At 70.2% G+C, this 16,103-nt stretch carries 17 protein-coding genes; 5 read left to right on the top strand and 12 right to left on the bottom strand.

Going from position 1 to position 16,103, the window contains the following annotated elements:
* Positions 1-42 precede the first annotated feature (42 nt).
* The 6 genes from ACEN2M_RS10685 to ACEN2M_RS10660 all read right to left on the bottom strand — a co-directional run bounded on the left by ACEN2M_RS10685 (position 43) and on the right by ACEN2M_RS10660 (position 6,098).
* A complete protein-coding gene (locus ACEN2M_RS10685; RefSeq protein ID WP_441648103.1) occupies positions 43-999 on the bottom strand; it encodes a dihydrodipicolinate synthase family protein in 957 nt (318 codons plus the stop codon).
* Between the two features lie 58 nt (positions 1,000-1,057).
* Positions 1,058-1,783, bottom strand: coding sequence for an SDR family oxidoreductase (locus ACEN2M_RS10680; RefSeq protein WP_441648102.1), 726 nt, complete (start codon positions 1,781-1,783; stop codon positions 1,058-1,060).
* A gap of 43 nt (positions 1,784-1,826) precedes the next feature.
* Positions 1,827-2,927 carry an ABC transporter ATP-binding protein gene (locus ACEN2M_RS10675; protein WP_441648101.1) on the bottom strand — a complete coding sequence of 367 codons (1,101 nt, stop codon included), beginning with the start codon at positions 2,925-2,927 and terminating at the stop codon, positions 1,827-1,829.
* A 5-nt stretch (positions 2,928-2,932) separates the two neighbouring features.
* The gene (locus ACEN2M_RS10670; RefSeq protein WP_441648100.1) at positions 2,933-3,763 is read right to left on the bottom strand and encodes a carbohydrate ABC transporter permease; all 831 of its coding nucleotides are present in this window, start codon (positions 3,761-3,763) and stop codon (positions 2,933-2,935) included.
* Between the two features lies 1 nt (position 3,764).
* Positions 3,765-4,706 carry a carbohydrate ABC transporter permease gene (locus tag ACEN2M_RS10665; protein ID WP_441648099.1) on the bottom strand — a complete coding sequence of 314 codons (942 nt, stop codon included), beginning with the start codon at positions 4,704-4,706 and terminating at the stop codon, positions 3,765-3,767.
* A gap of 114 nt (positions 4,707-4,820) precedes the next feature.
* Entirely contained in the window at positions 4,821-6,098 is a 1,278-nt protein-coding gene (locus ACEN2M_RS10660) for an ABC transporter substrate-binding protein (RefSeq protein ID WP_441648098.1), read from the bottom strand.
* A gap of 527 nt (positions 6,099-6,625) precedes the next feature.
* On the opposite strand from ACEN2M_RS10660, the gene ACEN2M_RS10655 reads away from it, so the two are divergent.
* Positions 6,626-7,054 (top strand): nitroreductase/quinone reductase family protein, encoded by a 429-nt coding sequence (locus ACEN2M_RS10655; RefSeq protein WP_441648097.1) that lies wholly within the window; start codon positions 6,626-6,628, stop codon positions 7,052-7,054.
* Between the two features lie 6 nt (positions 7,055-7,060).
* On the opposite strand, the gene ACEN2M_RS10650 is transcribed toward ACEN2M_RS10655, so the two are convergent.
* Both ACEN2M_RS10650 and ACEN2M_RS10645 read right to left on the bottom strand, forming a co-directional pair.
* Complete coding sequence (locus ACEN2M_RS10650) at positions 7,061-8,935, bottom strand: FAD-dependent monooxygenase (RefSeq protein ID WP_441648096.1); 1,875 nt, start codon at positions 8,933-8,935, stop codon at positions 7,061-7,063.
* Positions 8,932-9,528 (bottom strand): hypothetical protein, encoded by a 597-nt coding sequence (locus tag ACEN2M_RS10645; RefSeq protein ID WP_441648095.1) that lies wholly within the window; start codon positions 9,526-9,528, stop codon positions 8,932-8,934. Before ACEN2M_RS10645 ends, ACEN2M_RS10650 begins: the two co-directional genes overlap by 4 nt.
* Positions 9,529-10,039: 511 nt before the next feature.
* Between ACEN2M_RS10645 and ACEN2M_RS10640 the strand changes: the two genes are divergently transcribed.
* Positions 10,040-11,335: an MFS transporter gene (locus ACEN2M_RS10640; protein ID WP_441648194.1), complete on the top strand. Its 1,296-nt coding sequence runs from the start codon at positions 10,040-10,042 to the stop codon at positions 11,333-11,335.
* A gap of 79 nt (positions 11,336-11,414) precedes the next feature.
* Entirely contained in the window at positions 11,415-11,693 is a 279-nt protein-coding gene (locus ACEN2M_RS10635) for a glutaredoxin family protein (RefSeq protein WP_441648094.1), read from the top strand.
* A gap of 197 nt (positions 11,694-11,890) precedes the next feature.
* Here ACEN2M_RS10635 and ACEN2M_RS10630 read toward each other — a convergent pair whose 3' ends face one another.
* On the bottom strand, positions 11,891-12,370 hold the full coding sequence (locus ACEN2M_RS10630; RefSeq protein ID WP_441648093.1) for a hypothetical protein: 480 nt from the start codon (positions 12,368-12,370) through the stop codon (positions 11,891-11,893).
* Between the two features lie 561 nt (positions 12,371-12,931).
* On the opposite strand from ACEN2M_RS10630, the gene ACEN2M_RS10625 reads away from it, so the two are divergent.
* A complete protein-coding gene (locus ACEN2M_RS10625; protein ID WP_441648092.1) occupies positions 12,932-13,168 on the top strand; it encodes a hypothetical protein in 237 nt (78 codons plus the stop codon).
* Between the two features lie 52 nt (positions 13,169-13,220).
* On the opposite strand, the gene ACEN2M_RS10620 is transcribed toward ACEN2M_RS10625, so the two are convergent.
* Both ACEN2M_RS10620 and ACEN2M_RS10615 read right to left on the bottom strand, forming a co-directional pair.
* Complete coding sequence (locus ACEN2M_RS10620; RefSeq protein ID WP_441648091.1) at positions 13,221-13,925, bottom strand: hemerythrin domain-containing protein; 705 nt, start codon at positions 13,923-13,925, stop codon at positions 13,221-13,223.
* A gap of 322 nt (positions 13,926-14,247) precedes the next feature.
* Positions 14,248-14,841 carry a dihydrofolate reductase family protein gene (locus tag ACEN2M_RS10615; RefSeq protein ID WP_441648090.1) on the bottom strand — a complete coding sequence of 198 codons (594 nt, stop codon included), beginning with the start codon at positions 14,839-14,841 and terminating at the stop codon, positions 14,248-14,250.
* A gap of 230 nt (positions 14,842-15,071) precedes the next feature.
* Between ACEN2M_RS10615 and ACEN2M_RS10610 the strand changes: the two genes are divergently transcribed.
* Positions 15,072-15,620 carry a hypothetical protein gene (locus ACEN2M_RS10610; RefSeq protein WP_441648089.1) on the top strand — a complete coding sequence of 183 codons (549 nt, stop codon included), beginning with the start codon at positions 15,072-15,074 and terminating at the stop codon, positions 15,618-15,620.
* Positions 15,621-15,697: 77 nt separating this feature from the next.
* On the opposite strand, the gene ACEN2M_RS10605 is transcribed toward ACEN2M_RS10610, so the two are convergent.
* Complete coding sequence (locus tag ACEN2M_RS10605) at positions 15,698-15,946, bottom strand: hypothetical protein (RefSeq protein WP_441648088.1); 249 nt, start codon at positions 15,944-15,946, stop codon at positions 15,698-15,700.
* Between the last annotated feature and the right edge of the window lie 157 nt (positions 15,947-16,103).

Here is a 16,103-nt window from a genome sequence, read left to right as displayed (position 1 = left end):
CGAGACCGGATGCCACGCATCCGAGTCGGAGCGCCCTTCATATTAGACGCGGGAGAGCTCGGGAATCCGCCCGAGGCCCTGGGAAGCCAAAACTGCGGCGACCTGCTCTTTTTCCTGCTCGTTGATCTGTTGCAGCGGGGCCTGCAGCAGATCGTGATCGATGATGCCGCGCAGCACCATGGCCGCCTTGAACGCGCCGATGGTGGCGCTGAACCCGCTGATCCGCTTGGCCGCGATCTTGGCGATGAGGCGCAGCTTGTGCAGGCGCTCCTGCTCGATGCGCGCGGCCGCCCAGTCGCCCCGCGAGGCGGCCTCGAAGACCTTGACGAAGCCGTGCGGGTCGATGTTCGCCACGCCGACGATGAGCCCGTGGGCACCCTGCAGAATGGCGGCGTCACCGGTGATGTCCGAGCCGGTGATCACCGAGAAGCCGGGGAGGTCGCGGGTGTTCTCGATCATGTACCGAAAGCCGTCTTCCTCGCCGCTGGTGTCCTTGACACCCCGGATCACCCCTTCGTGGGCGAGCTCCACGATGAGCTCCGCCGGCAGCTTGGTTCCGGCGAAAACCGGGATGTCGTAGGCGTAGAGCGGCAGGTCGCTGCGCGCGGCAATGGTGCGGTAGTGGTGGGCGATCTCCACCGGGCCCACCGAGCCATAGAACGCGCTGGTGGTGACCAGGGCGTCGACCGGGTACTGCTCGGCGATGCCCACATTCTTCAACACCTTGTTCGTGCCGATGTCACTCACCCCGGCCAGAACAGGCACCCGGCCAGCAACGGCCTCGGTGACGGTGGCGAGCACCGTGTGCTGTTCGGCGTCGCTGAGGTAAGGGCCCTCGCCGCCGGTTCCGTGCACGAAGATCGCGCTCACTCCGGCGCCCACTTCGAAGTTCACGAGCCTGGTCAGTGATCGGGTGTCGATGTCTCCGGCGGGAGTGAGCGGCGTGATGATGGGCGGGATTACGCCGCCGAGCGGGGTCTTCGGGTCGATTAACGTCATTGTCTTCTCTTTCTGTGGGTCTGGCTGGTCGGTGAAGCTACTGGCTGCGTGTGCAGGCCTAGCCCCACGAGGCCTCGGTCATGGGGCGAAGGGCCGTTTCGAGCATCCGCATGTGGCGGGGCCGGGTGAGGGTGAAGCTGATCAGTTCGGCCACGTCTTCGGCTCGCATCATGCCCTGCAGCTGCTCGCTGCCGTCGGTGCGGCCTCGTTCGTCGGTGAGGGCGAATTTGGTCCACACCCCGCCGGGGCAGATGTTGGTGGCACGGATGCCGGACTCGCGCAGTTCGTTGTCCAGCGCACGGGTGAGACCCACCTGGGCGAACTTGCTGGCGGAGTACACCGCTTCGCCGGGCAGCCCGCGCCGGCCGGCCTCGCTCGCAACGGTGATGAGGTCTCCCCCGCCGGCCGCCGTGATGTGCGGGATCGACGCCCGGTAGAGGTGGATGGTGCCGAGGACGTTGGTGCCGATCATTTCGTTCTCGTGCTCCTCAGGCACATCCAGGAACTGGCCGTAGGAGCCCACGCCGGCGTTGGCCACGGCGATGTCGACGGAACCGAAGACTGTGGCTGCCTCGTCGACGAACGCCTGCACCGCCGCACGGTCGGTCACGTCCACCGACCGGTAGATGGCGTCGGGCAGGCCGAGGTCGGTGCCGGCGCGGGAGGCCAGCGCGAGCTTCACGCCCTGCGCGCTCAGGGTGCGGGCCAGGGCGGCGCCGATGCCGGTGCTCGCGCCGGTGATGACGGCGACTTTTCCGCTGAGATTTTCGGTGATGTATGTCATGGTTTCCTCGTTGTCTCGGTGATGGGTAGGTGGGTTCGGAGGGTCAGTGGGTCTGGCGGTCAGGGCTGAGCAGGAGCCCGGTGCCCGCGTCGAAACGCAGGGCGTCGGCGGGGTCGAAGGTCACCGTGGCTTCCTCGCCGGTGAACAGGCTGAGCTTGGTGTTGCTCGTGGCATGCACGGGCGTGCCGCCCAGCTCGAAGGCGTAGACCCAGGAGGACCCGAGGTCTTCGATGCTGGTGATGCGGGTTCTCATGCCGGCCGCGGCCGGGTCGGTCGACAGCCGCAGGTGTTCGGGGCGGATGCCCACCAGCGCGTCCGAGGCATCCGAGACATCCGAGGCACCGGCGGCGAGAACTGCAGCGGGCAGGATGTTCATCGGTGGCGCCCCGATGAAGCCGGCGACGAAGACGTTCGCCGGGCGTTCGTAGATCTCCTGCGGCGTTCCGATCTGCTGGATCACACCCTTGTTGAGGATGATCACCCGCGTGCCCATGGTCATCGCTTCGACCTGGTCATGGGTGACGTAGACGAAGGTCTTCTTCACCCGTTGGTAGAGGCCGGCGATCTCGCTGCGCATCGATGAGCGCAGCTGGGCGTCGAGATTGGAGAGCGGTTCGTCGAGCAGGAACAGTCGCGGGTCGCGCACCAACGCCCTGGCCAGGGCCACGCGTTGGCGCTGGCCGCCGGAGAGGTCCTTCGGGCGTCGGTCGAGCAGATCCCCCAGTGCCAGCATCGTCGCGACCTCGTCGATGCGCGCGGCGATCTCGGGCCGGCGCACGAGCCAACGCACCGACAGCGCGTTCATCACCGGGAACTGGTTCCACCAGCGGAACCGGTCCATGGCGAGCGGGAATCCGAGGTTGGCCCGCACCGTCATATGGGGATAAAGGGCATAGGACTGGAAGACGAACGCCACATTGCGCTGGCGGGGGTCCTGGCCCGCCATGTCCTGGCCGTCGAAGGAGATGCTGCCGCCGGTCGTGTCGACCAGGCCGGCGATCATGCGCAGCAGGGTGGACTTGCCGCAGCCGGACGGGCCGAGCAACACGAGGAACTCGTTGTCGTCGATGCTCGCGGTGAAGTCGGTGATGACAGGGGTTGCGCCGTAATCCTTGCGCACGTGGGTGAAGTCCAGTGTGGGCATGCTGCCTATCCTTTGACTGATCCGGCGGTGAGGCCGGAGACGATGCTGCGCTGGGCGATGAGGAAGAACACGATGGCCGGCAGCGCGAAGGTGAGCGCGGCCACCATGACCAGGTTGATCGGGGTGAAGAACTGGCCGAGGAACGACGCCAGACCCACCGAGGCCGGCCACAGCGCCGAGTCGGAGATGAAGGTGTTGGCGAAGAGGAACTCGTTCCAGCCGTCGAAGAAGGAGATGATCGCGGCCGCGGCGACGCTGGGCACGATGAGCGGGAACACGATCATGCTGACGATGCCCATCCGGGAGCAGCCATCCACCCGGGCCGATTCTTCGATTTCGAACGGGACCTTGTCGATGGCGCCCTTGAGGATGAACGTGGCCACCGGCATCGTGAACGCCGCATTGGCCAGGACCAGGCCGCCCAGGTTGTTGAGCAGGCCGAGGTTGGCGAAGAGCGCGTAGAGCGGCACGATCAGCAGCGCCTCCGGCAGCATCTGGGTGGCGAAGAGCACGAACCCGGTCACGCCCTTGCCGTAGAACCTGAACCGGCTCAGCGCGTAACCGGCCGCGACCGCCAGCAGCAGGCTGAGCAGCGTCGTGCCAGTGGCGATCACGAAGGAGCTGCCGAGCCAGGACAGCATCGGCATCGACAGGAAGGCCGTGGGGAAGGCGCCGAGGCGTTCCAGATGCGGCAGGATGTCCTGCCCGGTCTTGTAGAGCTCGGTGTCGGAGCTCAGCGCCGTGGTGAGCATCCAGTAGGTGGGGAAGCCGGCGAAGACCACGAGAGCGGTGATCGACAGCGCCCAGGCAACCCGGGCGACGATTTTGTTCTTCATCTCACGCGTCCTTTCGTTCCTGGCGGTTTTCTACGACGAAGTAGACGACCGTGACGATGATGGAGAGCGACAGTCCGAGCACTCCGATTGCGGCGGCGCGGCCGAGGTTCTGGTCTTGGAATGCGGTGCGGTACACGTTGACCACCAGGGTGTTCGTGCTGTCGAGCGGGCCACCGCCGGTGAGCAGGAAGATGATCTCGAAGCGCCGGATCGACCAGATGGTCATGAGCAGGGCCATCACCCGGATGGTCGGCATGATGTGCGGGAGGGTGACCGCTTTGAATGACTGGAACGGGGTGGCGCCGTCGAGCCAGGTCGCTTCCTTCAGCTCGTGCGGAATGCTCTGCAGGGAGGCGAGCACCACCAGCAGCACCAGTGGGAAGACCTTCCACACCGTCGCGACGAGCACGGCGGACAGGCCGAACGTCGGATCGGTGAGCCAGCCGTGCTGGCCGAGGCCGAGCGCACCGGTGGCGTCGTTGAGCACGCCGTTCTCCTGGTTGTAGATCCAGGCGAAGATGAGCGCGGCCGCCACCGTGGGCACGGCCCAGGGAATGGTGACCAGGCTGCGCACAATCACTCGGCCCCGGAAGGGCCGGTTCAGCAGCAGGGCGCCGAGGACACCGATGCCCACGGCGAAGATGACGGTGACAAGCGTGTAGACCGCGGTGGTGAGGAGCGAGTTGATGAACCTGTCGTTGCCGAGCACGTACTCGTAGTTCTCGAGGCCGACCGGGCGGCCGCCGCTCGGGTTGACGAGTTTGCTGTCGGTGAAGCTCATGGCCACCCCCTGCAGCAGAGGGATGACGGTGAAGACGATCAGGTAGAGCAGCGCCGGCACGATGAAGAGGTACGGGATGAACGACCTGCGGGTGATTCTCGGGCGGCCGGCCGGCGGCACCGAGGGGGCCGTCGACGGCCGGGCTGTGGCCAGAGTGGACATGGGAAGACTCGATTCCAGATGGATGAATTCGATGTGGAAACAGTGGGCGGTCACGACCGCCCCGGGGGCGCTCGCCGGGAGGGGGCATCCCGGCGAGCACTCGAGGAGGCGGGTCTAGCCGAACTCGTTGACGACCTTGTCCTGCACGGCGTCGAATGCGTCCTTGACGTCGTCCCCGCGCACCAGCGCGCCTTCGACGGCGGAGAGCACCTCGCGCCAGATGGCCTTGCTGTCTGTCTCGAAGCCGGGGATCAGGCTGGAGGTGGACTCCTGCGCAAGCTTGAGGTACTCCTCGGCGAACGGGTTGGCGGCCAGGAACTCAGCACTGGGCGGGGTGTCGGTGGCGAGCACGCTGGCGCCGAGAGCGGGGCGGATGGCCGTCTGCCCTTCGTCGCTGAGGATCCAGCGCACGAAGTCCTTGGCCGCTTCCTTGTTCTTGCTGTTGGCGTTCACAGCGAGGATCAGCTGGGTGTGCGATCCGGGGTCGGTGAACGGCAGCGGAGCGGCGCCCAGGTTCTGGCCGGTCACGAGGTTCTCCGGGTTGCTGGTCAGGGTGACCGCGACGCCGGCGTTGTCGATCAGGAAGCCGACCTGGTTCTGCGCGAACTTGGCCCTGAAGGTGGACGCGTCGTCGCCGACCGGCACGACGCCGGAGGTGAACAGCTCGACGAAGGACTCGGCCGCCTCAACGTTCTCCGGCGAGTTGATGGTGAGCTCGCCGTCTTCGCTGAGCGCGCCGCCGAAGCCGTTGATCCAGTTGGCGAACTCGAGGGTCCAGCCATCCACTTCGGCGGTCTGGTGCCGGCCGGCGAACCCGGAGATACCGAGATTGGCCTGCACGGCGGTCGCCGCGGCCAGCAGCTCGGGGTAGGTGGTGGGCACCTCGATGCCGGCGCTGGCGATGAGGTCCTTGTTGTAGATCAGGGCGTAGCCGGGGCGCTCCCAGTTGAAGCCGTACCGGGCGTCCTCCACGAGGCCGGCGTCGTTGCTGCCGTTGAGGGCGGCACCGAGTTCGTCACCCACGTCATCGAGGGGTTCCAGAGCGCCCGCGTCGGCCAGGGTGGCGAACTGGCTGTCTTGCAGCACGAGCACATCGGCGCCGCCCTTCGCACCGATCTCGGTGTTGAGCTTGTCGGCATAGCTGGCGTACGGCGCCTCCACCTTGGTGAGTGTGACGTTGTCGTTGGGGCCGGCGTAGTCCTTCACCGAGTCCCAGAGAATTTCACCCTTGCCGGCTTCGAGCCACTGCCAGTTGGAGAAGGAGAGATCGACCGGGGCGGCGGGGTCGGCTTGTGGTGCACCCGCTGACCCTGCACAGGCCGAGGTGGCCAGGGTGGCCGCCAATCCGAATCCGATCAGGCTGATTAGTCTTAGGGGTTTCTTGCTGGGCATCGTTCTCGCTCCTTTGCGGGTGGCCATGCTGGCCCGGGACTGACCCGGTGGACGTCGTCGTCCGGCGCGCAATTCGATGGGAAATCGATTGCCCGTGGTTAGGAACAGTACAGATCCCGCACGCTCATAGCAAGACAATTTCTCAGTTCATCGTGAACTCGGCCCGCTTCTACGGTGCATTCAGCGCGAATGCCCGCGAATCACTGCCCGCTGCGCCCCGCGCATGCGTTTGCAATCGTTTGCCCACGCTGGTGGCAACCGGGGGCGGCGGAGCGGTTGCCGCCGCGCGCGGTTGACGATGTCGCCCGCCGAGGTGCATTCCCACGCCCCACCTCGCGCACCCGGTCCAGGCCACTCAGGTCAGGCCCACGATAGAGCCTGCGCCTGCCGTTATACCCCCGTTTCGGCGGGCGCGCTCGGGTCGCGGCGGGTCGGTTCCGCCGCCTTCCGCAGGCCGGGCAGCGGCAGTACCGTGTCGTGCATGCGGCGGTAACGCCGCATCCGACGACACCGAACGGAGGCCCCCCTTGAGCAGCACGCCCACCCGCCACACCGGGTATCTTCCGCCCAGTCCCTTCATGGTGCACGTCGTGAACCCGGTCGCCAGGTTCTGCGGCGTCCCCACCCTCATCGTGCGGGGGCGCACCAGCGGCCTGGAGATCAGCACGCCGGTGGCGCCCTTCCGGTTTCAGGGTGACCGGTACATCATCGCCGGGCGCGGCGAGACCCAGTGGGTGCGCAACCTCAGGGTCGCCGGACGCTGCGAACTGCGCCTGCGCTGGCGCCGGCACCCGCATCGGGCCACGGAGCTGCGCGGCCTCGAACACGACCAGGTGGCCGCCGACTACCTGGCGAACCTCGGCCGGCGGGCCGGGCCGTTCCTGGCGGAACTGCCGGACCTGGCCGACCACCCGATCTTCCGGCTCGAGCCCTGCGAGGCCCCGGTGCGCAGCTGAGCCCGGTCAGCGCACGGGTTGCCCCACCAGGCGCAGCCACGCGGCGAGGTGGGCTTCGTCGAGCACCGGCGCCCGCAACGCCGCGTAACCATCGGGCCGCACGACGAGCATGCCGGTGCCGGGCCGGTCGTCGAGCCGGTAGCTGTGCACCAACGGGCCCAGCATCCGCTCGGGCACCGGTCCGGCGTCGGCCTGCAGCAGAATGTGCACGCCCGGCCGCGCCAGCAGTTCGTGCAGGCGCACCCGGCGGCCCTCACACCGCACCAGCGTGTCCGCCACCCGCGCGCCCGGCCGCAGCCCGCGCCGGGCCAGTCCGCCGCGCACAGGCACGAGCGACGCGCGCACGTCCACCGACAGCGGACTGCGCGCGTACTGCAGCCGAAACTGCGCGAGAGTGCGCACCCCCGCCGCGGTGAGCCGGCGTCGCCGGGTGAGCCAGGGCAGCAACGGCGCCGCCAGCGGCACCGCCACGGCGCGGCCCAGCTGGGCGAGCGGATGCAGGCTGGCCTCGGCCCAATAGATGAGGTGCGTCAGGCGCAGCACGGCGCGGTCGGCGGCCCGTCGTTCCAGGGCGTACGAGTCGAGCAGCGCCGAGCCCGGCCGGGCGGCCAGGGTTCCGGGGCCACCTGCAGTGCCGGTTGGCGCGTCCTGAGCTCCGGGGCTGCCCGGTGCTGTGTTTGTCGGCACCTCCTCGGCCCGCCGCCCGGCCGCGGCGGCGAACGCGAGCTTCCAGCCGAGATTCACGGCATCGTGGATGCCGGCGTTCATGCCCTGCGCGCCCGCCGGCGAGTGCACGTGCGCGGCATCCCCGGCGACAAAGAGCGGACCCCGGCTGAACCGGCTGGCCAGCCGGTGCTGCAACCGCACCTGGGCCGACCAGGCCACCGTGGTGATCCGCGCCGGCAGCCCGGCCTCGTCGACCAACTCCTGTAGCTGCTCCCGCGGTACGGGCGGGCCGAGTTGACCGAACGGCTGCCGGTCGCCGCCCGCGCGCCGGGTGGCGAGCATGCGCCAACTGGCCTGTTCGCCGATGTTGACCAGGAACACCAGACCCCGCCGCCCGACCACGACGTGCGCCACCCCCTCTTCGAGCACCACCGGCGCCAACGCCCGCGCGGTTCGGGCCGCTCGCGCCGCCCGGGCCGCCGCGGCCCGCGCAGACACGGCCCACTCCCCGGCGGTCGGGGTAGCCGCGGCACCCGCCTCCCCCGCCGGCGGCCCGGCGCCGGCTCCTTCGCCGTCCGCAACCTCCTCGACCACCGCGGTGCGTGCCGGTGCCAGCGCGCCAGGCGGGCCCAGTTCAACATCGGCGAGCACCACCTCCTGGTCGTAGTCGCCGCCGAGAAAACCGCCGACCGACCGCCGCACCAGACTCGCCGGCCCGTCGCATCCGGCCAGATAGCGGCACACCACGTCTTCGTCCGGCCTGCCGTCTTCGGTGCGCAGCACCGCCCGGGCCCCGCCCTGACGCAGCCGCGCCACCCGCACCACCTCCGCGCCGCGCTGCACCACCACGCCGCGCTCGGCGAGCGCCGCGGCCAGCACCGCCTCCACGTCGGCCTGCCGAATCAGCAGCAGGTGCGGAAACGCGGTGCCGGGCAGGTCAAGCTGCTCGATCGAGACCGGCACCACCCGCGATCGCAGGTGCAGTCGCACCGCCGGCGACGTGTTGCCGAGCGCGAGCAGCGCATCGGTCACGCCCAGCGGGCGCAGCAGCTCGAGCGTGCGCGGATGCATCACCATCGCCCGCGACGGCCGGAACGACTGCGGCCGCCGCTCGACGATGCGCACCCGGGCCCCGTGCGCCACGGCCTGCAACGCCAGGGAGAGCCCGGTGGTGCCGGCCCCCACCACCAGGACGTCCACGTCAGGATCGGTCATACGGGTTCGCGCACCCGGCCCTTCGGCGAAATCGGTTCGGCCACCCGCCACCAGTCCTCAGCGCCGGCGGCCGGCGCGCCCGCATACCGGTGCGGGTCGTGCAGGAACGCGTCCCGCCGCACACCCGGGAGCACCCGGTAGCGGATCGACCCCGGCACGCTGCCCAGCGCGAGCACCCGCCAGAGGCTGCGGGCATAGGTTTCAGCTCTCTCGGCGCCGTCCCACTCGTAGACGCCCCGGTACAAGCCGTTGCCGTCGTGGGTCAGCCACAGCTTCGACACGTAGCCGGGAAACCCGACGAACAGCGGCGTGTTCAGGATGCTCTCCACCCGGAACCAGCGGTGCGCCCGCCCCCGCAGCAGCCGCAGCCGAAACCCCACCACCAGCACCGCCGGATCACGGGTCTCCCCGCGTTCGACGACGGTTTCGCGGTAGACCACCGCGCGGGTGCCGTCGGCGAACGACAGCCGTTTGCCGGCGTTCTCCCGCGGCAAGTGGATACGCCGCCCGGCCAGCAGCACGCCGGTGCGCGCCACGCACGCCACCAGGCCCAGCACTGCCGTGCCCACCGGCAGGGGCGGTTTCTCGGTCATCGTCGCACCTCCCACCACCAGCGGCGGCCCCCTCGGCGGCGGCCGACTCACGACGCTGCCAGCATAGGCAACCGGTCCGCTGTGGGGAAGGGCCCGGGCACCTGGCGCCCGCGGGCTCGTGCGTTCGCGGCGCAGGTTTGCTGCCGCAGCGCAGGTTTGCCGCCGCGGCGCAGGTTAATGCCGACAATAACCTGCGCCACGAGGAACAACCCGCGCCACGGGGAACAACCTGCGCCACGAGCGACTGTCCGGCCGTCCGTCAGCCGGCGAGCTACCCAGCCGCCGAGCCACCAATCCGACGAGCTGCCCCTCCGACGCCGGCGACCCCGCGTGCACGACCACCCGACCGGATGCCCGGCCGAAGGCCCCGGGTGTACCGCCGCCGGCATCCGTGCCAAGCTTGAAACCCGTGCCTTGCACCCGCCGCACCACCGGCAGCCACACCACCACCGGCACCCACACCACACCACACCACCACACCACCACCACCACCAGAAGGTCCGCTGACGCAATGACGCCTCCCGCCCGCTCCGCAGAACGCACCGCTGCCCGCCCCGACGTGGGCGTGCGCCGTGCCAGGTTTGCCGTGGCCGTGCTGTTCTTCACGAACGGCGCGCTGTTCGCCAACCTGATCCCGCGGTATCCCGCGATCAAGTCCGAGCTCGGGCTCAGCAACGCCGAGTTCGGCTTCGCCGTCGCGGCATTCCCGCTCGGAGCCCTCATCGCCGGGCTGGCCGCGGGCATGCTCATCCGCCGGTTCCGGTCGTCCCGGGTGGCCGTGGTCTCCACGATGTTCACCGCGGTGGGCCTGATTCTCGCCGGCATCGCACCCAGCTGGGCGGCGCTGGCCGCCGGAATCTTCCTGGCCGGGGCGATGGACTCCATCACCGACGTCGCCCAGAACTCGCACGGTCTGCGCGTGCAGCGGCTCTACAAACGCTCCATCCTCAACTCGTTCCACGCGGTGTGGAGCATCGGCGCCGTCACCGGCGGGCTCCTCGGTGCAGCGGCCGCCCAGCTCGACATTCCGCGCGGCCAGCACCTCATCGTGTCCGCCGTCACCTTCAGCCTGTTCGCGCTGTACAGCTACAAGTTCATGCTCGCCGGACCCGAACCCCTCGAAGCCGAGCCCAGCGACCCGGCACCGCACACCGACACGCCCACCCGCTCCCCCGCCCGGTGGGGCAAGTGGCTGGTGCTCGGCGCCCTCGTGGTGATCGCCGCCTCCGGCGCTGTCGTCGAAGACGCCGGGGCCTCGTGGTCGGCCATCTACCTCTCCGACGCGCTCAGCGCATCCGCCCTGGTGGCCGGGCTGGGTTTCATCGCGCTGCAGGGCATGCAATTCATCGGCCGGCTGCTCGGCGACGGCCTGGTCGATAGGTTCGGCCAGCGCGCCGTGGCCCGCACGGGCGGCGCGATCGTGTTCCTGGGCATGGGCACCGCTCTGGCGTTCCCGTCGATTCCCGGCACCGTCGTGGGCTTCGGCCTGGCCGGCTTCGGTGTCGCCACCCTGATCCCGGGCGCGATGCACGCCGCCGACGAGCTGCCCGGCTTCCGGGCCGGCACCGGGCTCACGATAGTCTCCTGGTTGCTGCGGCTCGGATTCCTGCTCGCGCCGCCCATCATCGGCGCCATCGCCGACCTGTCCCAGCTGCGCTACGGGCTGTTGCTCGTGCCGCTGGCCGGTCTGCTGGTGGTGTTCTTCGCTCCGGTGCTGGCCACCCGGGTGCACCGCCGGGCCGCGGATGCCGCGGACGCCGCGGATGCCGGACCCGCCGAGGAACCGGAACTCACCACCGCCCCCTGATCGCCGGGCGCCCGGCACGATCGCGGCCAAACCCGGGCGCTCAGCATCCGCCCAGCCGCCCCGCGCCTAAACTCGACGGATGACCGCATCCGCAACGCCCGCGACCACCACCGCCACCATCACGATGTTCGGTGCCGAGTGGTGCCGCGACTGCCGCCGTTCGAAGAAGCTGCTCGACGGCCTCGGTGTGGCGTACGACTACGTCGACCTGGAGACCGTGGCCGATGGCGCCGACCGGGCCAAGGCCATCAGCGGGCGCACGCAGATTCCCGTGATCGTGTTCTCCGACGACACCCACATGGTCGAGCCCAGCGACGCCGACGTGCGCGCCAAGCTCACCGAGCTCGGCACCCTCTAGCCCGCACACCGGCGGAGCAGCCGGGCTCGCGTCAGACCCGGTGCTCCCGGATGCCCAGCGCCGCGAGCTCCGTGGCGAGCGCACCGCTCAGCACCTCGTATACCCGCGTTCGGCAACCGCCGCGCCTGGGCTGCACGCCGCGGCGGTACCGGGCACCCGAGCTCAGCAGCCCCCGCGCCTCACGCCGGCGACGCTCTCTAGCGGGGCGCCCCGAGCATCGCCGCCAGGGTCGCCAGCGCAGCCGCCTCCTCGGCGGTGGTTTGGCGGGCCGCGCTACCCGTGGGCGCGACTTCCCTGGCCACGCGCACCACGTGTTCGCCCAGCCGGTACAGCCAGGCCCGGAACGCCGAGTCCATCGCCGGCGCCTGCGCCTCAACCAGGGCCAGCGCCCGCGCCAACTCGCCGAGCACCCGGGCCTGCTCGTCGGCGGCACCGTCGATCATGCCCAGATCACTGGTGAGCACCTGGGCCACCAGATCGGCCTCGATTTCCTTCACGATCGGCAGCCCGTCCGGTTGACGCGCCTCGCGCGTCACGGCCTTCTCCGCGGCCAGCATCTCCGCGATGGCCCCCATCGGTCCCGCGGGTGATGCCCCCACCAGGTACAGGCCCACCAGAAACGGAGCGGCCCCGACGGCCTGCCATTCCTCGGTGCTGAACGCCTCCCTGACGGCCATCTCGACTCCTTTGTGCCCGGCCTCCCGGCCAACGCTACGCCTGCGCCGTGCGGGCTCGCAACGCAAAGACGCGCGCGCGCATCCTGTCCTGGCGGGCCGGCGCATCCCGTCGCCGCGCCCCGCACCGGATGCCGTCGGCCGACTGCGTGCACCCGCCCTCGGCGGCCCGCGCCGGATGCCCCCGGCCGAGCTCTGCGGGCAACGCGCCGGTATGCCCGTGGCGCGCCACCCGCATAACGGCGCCTCGCCCGCACATCGCCGCAAGCCCCGCAGCGGATGCCGCCGCCCGGCCTGCCCCGCGCATCCGCCACCGACTCCGCAGCGGATGCCGCCGCCCGGCCCCGCGCATCCACCACCACCCCGCACCAAACGCCGTCGGCGCAGTTGCCCGCCCCACAGCACGGGGGTACCGTGTTCTCCACGTCGCAGCGGGCCGCACCAACACCCGGCCACCGCCACCCGCGACGGAATCGCCGTCACCCACGACGTGCTCCCGACTCTGGGCGCTCGTCGATCACCCGCACATCCCGCGCACCGATAGTCTTCACCCCGGGGGTACAGATGAACACGGCAGAGCAGAGCACCACAGAGGCCGACGGCCTCACGATCTTCGACGACGTGCACGAGGTGCCCGACGAGCCGGCGGCCTTCGTGGGAATGCAGCTGGTGGCCATTGTTCTCAGCTACTCCGTGGCGCTGGGCATTCTGGTGCTCGTGGTGGTCCCCATCGTGCTGGCCCTCACGCTGTTGTGGCCGTACCTGCTCAGCGCCCTGTTCCCCGGGGCGCCTGGCCTGTAACCCGCCGCCGGCATCGGCGGCTAAAAGCGTGCCGCACCGATGGCCGGCCGCCTCACTTCACCAGCGCCGCCCGGTACCGCTCGTACCGTTGCCGGCCCACCAACCGCCAGAGCAACCGCACCGGAGCGGGCAGGTGCTCGTGCTGCCACTCGTATCCGCCGTCCGGCTGCGCAGCGAGGATCGTGCCCAACTGCACGAACATCTTGCCCTTGGGCGTGGCCTTGCGGCCGTGCTCGGAGAGCGCGTCGACCTCGCGCGGCGTGATCACGGTCTCCATCACGGGCACGATGTGAGCCTCCTCGTCGGGCAGGTGCACGGCGAGCGCAGCGTTGATGCCGGCGAGGGCGGTGGCAATGGATGCGGCATCCGTCGCCCGGCCGCTCGCCCGCCAGGCGGGCAGGCTCTTGTCGAGCTCCTCGAGGTGCCCCAGCATCACGGCGTGCTGCTCCTTCATGCGCTCCACGTGGGCGGCGCAGGCGGGGGCTCGCTTCTCCAGCCGACCCCACAACATGGTGTCCTCACCCTCGTGATGCGCGTGCAGCCCGGTGGAGAGCATCGCCAGGTGGTCGCCCACGACATCGGCCTGCTCAGCGTCGCCGTCGGCGACCCCGCCGACCAGCGCGGGGCTCTCGCCGAACCCGGCCCGGAACATCCGATGGATCTCGGCCATCCCCCGGGCGTCACAGATCTTCACCGCACCGGCCAGGGCAGCGTCGTCGGGGTCGTCGCCGCTGGACGGCAGCGCGGTGGCAGGCATGGGTCCTCCTTCGGTCACGAATTCGGTCACGGGTACGGTCACGGGTTCACGCTGGAACCGTATCCGCGTGAGGCCCGCCCTTCAAGGGCAGCCGGCCGCGTCGGCCAGCGCCCGGCCTCACCACCCGGGCCCTCCGGCCCGGTCGGGCTTGTCGGCACCGGGCCTCCCCACCTACAGTCACAGGTACCGCCACCACGCCGCCGCAATGAAGGACACGCCCATGGAACAGACCGACCGGGACGTCACCGATTTTCTCGCCACCCTCGAGGCACCCACCGCCACCTAACGTCGTGCGCTTGGCTCAGCGCGCGGCCGGCTCAGCTCATCGCGCCCGCCGGTAGGTGACGTGCGTCACCAGTTCCTTCTCCACCGAGCTCACCTGCTCCAGCCCGAGGTTGTCGAGCCCGGCCAGCAGGGGCTCACCCGAACCCAGCACCACTGGCGCCACGTGCAGGCGCAGTTCATCGATCAGGCCGGCGGCAAGGTATTGCCGAACCGTGGCTGCCCCACCGGCCACCGACACGGTCTTCTCCCCCGCTGCGGCGCGGGCCTGCTCCAGTGCCGACTCGATGCCGTCGGTGACGAAAAAGAACGTCGTGCCGCCCTGCATGGCGAGCGGTGGTCGCGGGTAGTGCGTCAGGACGAAAACCGGCGCGTGGTACGGCGGATCCTCGCCCCACCAGCCGGTCCAGTCGTCGTCCCACTCGCCGCGGCCGGGAGTGAACATGTTGCGGCCCATGATGTAGGCGCCCGCCTCCACGATCGCCGCGATCTCCTGGGCGTTCTCGGCGGCCCGCTCCATCATCCATCGGTGCACGCCGTGGCCGCCTTCGCCGATCGGATTCTCCAGGCTCTGATGCGGACCGGCCGCGTAGCCGTCGGTGGAGACCGCGATGTCGCAGGTCACTGTGGTCATGGTCGATGGTTCCTCTCGCCGGAGTCAGGCCGATGTGCCTGACCGTCATGATGCCATGCCTGCGTCATCGTGTCGGGTCGGCCCTGCATTGTGGTGCGCTGAGGCGCAGCTGAGGCACCGGTCCGGCGGGTTGCGGGCCGACGCGCGTGGGCGCGGGCCGACGCGCGGGTTGCGGGCCGACGCGCGGGTCACGCGCCGACGCGCGGGCCACGCGCCGTGAGGCGGGTGGCGTGCCAGGCGCATTGCGGCGCCGCACCCGCACTCCGGCCGCGCTCGACCGGGCCGCGCCCTGCGGCATCCGTAGAATGGCGCACATGTGCCCCGCCGCCGAACTTGCCCTGCCGACAGCCGACGACCTGGAGCTGATCGAGTTCGCCCGCGAGGTGATCGACGCCAACACGGATGCCGGGCCCGACGAAGACGGCGCCCACACCATGGGTGCGGCCGTGCGTGCCGCCGACGGCCGCTTGTTCGCCGGCGTGAACCTGTTCCACTTCACCGGCGGCCCGTGCGCCGAACTGGTGGCGTTGGGCACGGCGCGCGCAAACGGTGCGCGCGGCATCGAGACGATCGTGGCCGTGGGCAACCACGGTCGCGGGGTGGTCGGCCCGTGCGGACGTGACCGCCAGGTGCTCTTCGACTACCACCCCGGCATCCGGGTGCTGCTGCCCACGGCCGAGGGCGTGCGAGTGGCCCCGATCGAGACCCTGATGCCGTTCGCCGCCGCGTGGAGCATGGCGGATGGCGTGGGGCAGTTCGACGAGCAACGTTTCAGCTGAGCCGGCGACCCGGCGCGGCACGCGCATCCGTTGGTTCTCGGTCACACGCTGACCTTGACACTTGCGGTGGGCACGCCCTAGGAGTCGTCGGAAGCGGCTGTCACGTGGCGCAGGGCATCCGTGATCTCGTTCTCGTTGAAGCCCCGCTCGCGCAGCCGCACCCGAATGGCCTCGTCCGATTCGCGCGCCGCCCGCGTGTGCCGGGCTCTCGCCCGGGCGTCGCGGCTGATCTTCAGCAGCTGCCACCCGATCACACACACGACCAGCGCCACCGCCACAACCAGGAGCAGCACGAACGCGCCGGAGAAGCTCTGCAGTAGGTCCATATGCGCTGATCCTACGCCGCCGGGCGGTCGCGCACCCCGAGCCGGGCCGGCTCACGCGCACCGGGCCTCCGCTGCACCGTCACCACCACCGCCACGGGGCTCTGGCGAGGTATGCGGGTCGGGCGCCGGTATGCGGGTGGCGCGCCACCCGCATACC

The organism is Cryobacterium sp. W22_MBD10_FK3 (assembly GCF_052113745.1).
GTDB lineage: Bacteria > Actinomycetota > Actinomycetes > Actinomycetales > Microbacteriaceae > Cryobacterium.
The sequence above is the reverse complement of the archived record's forward strand: the minus strand, read 5'-3'. Positions and strand labels throughout refer to the sequence as shown.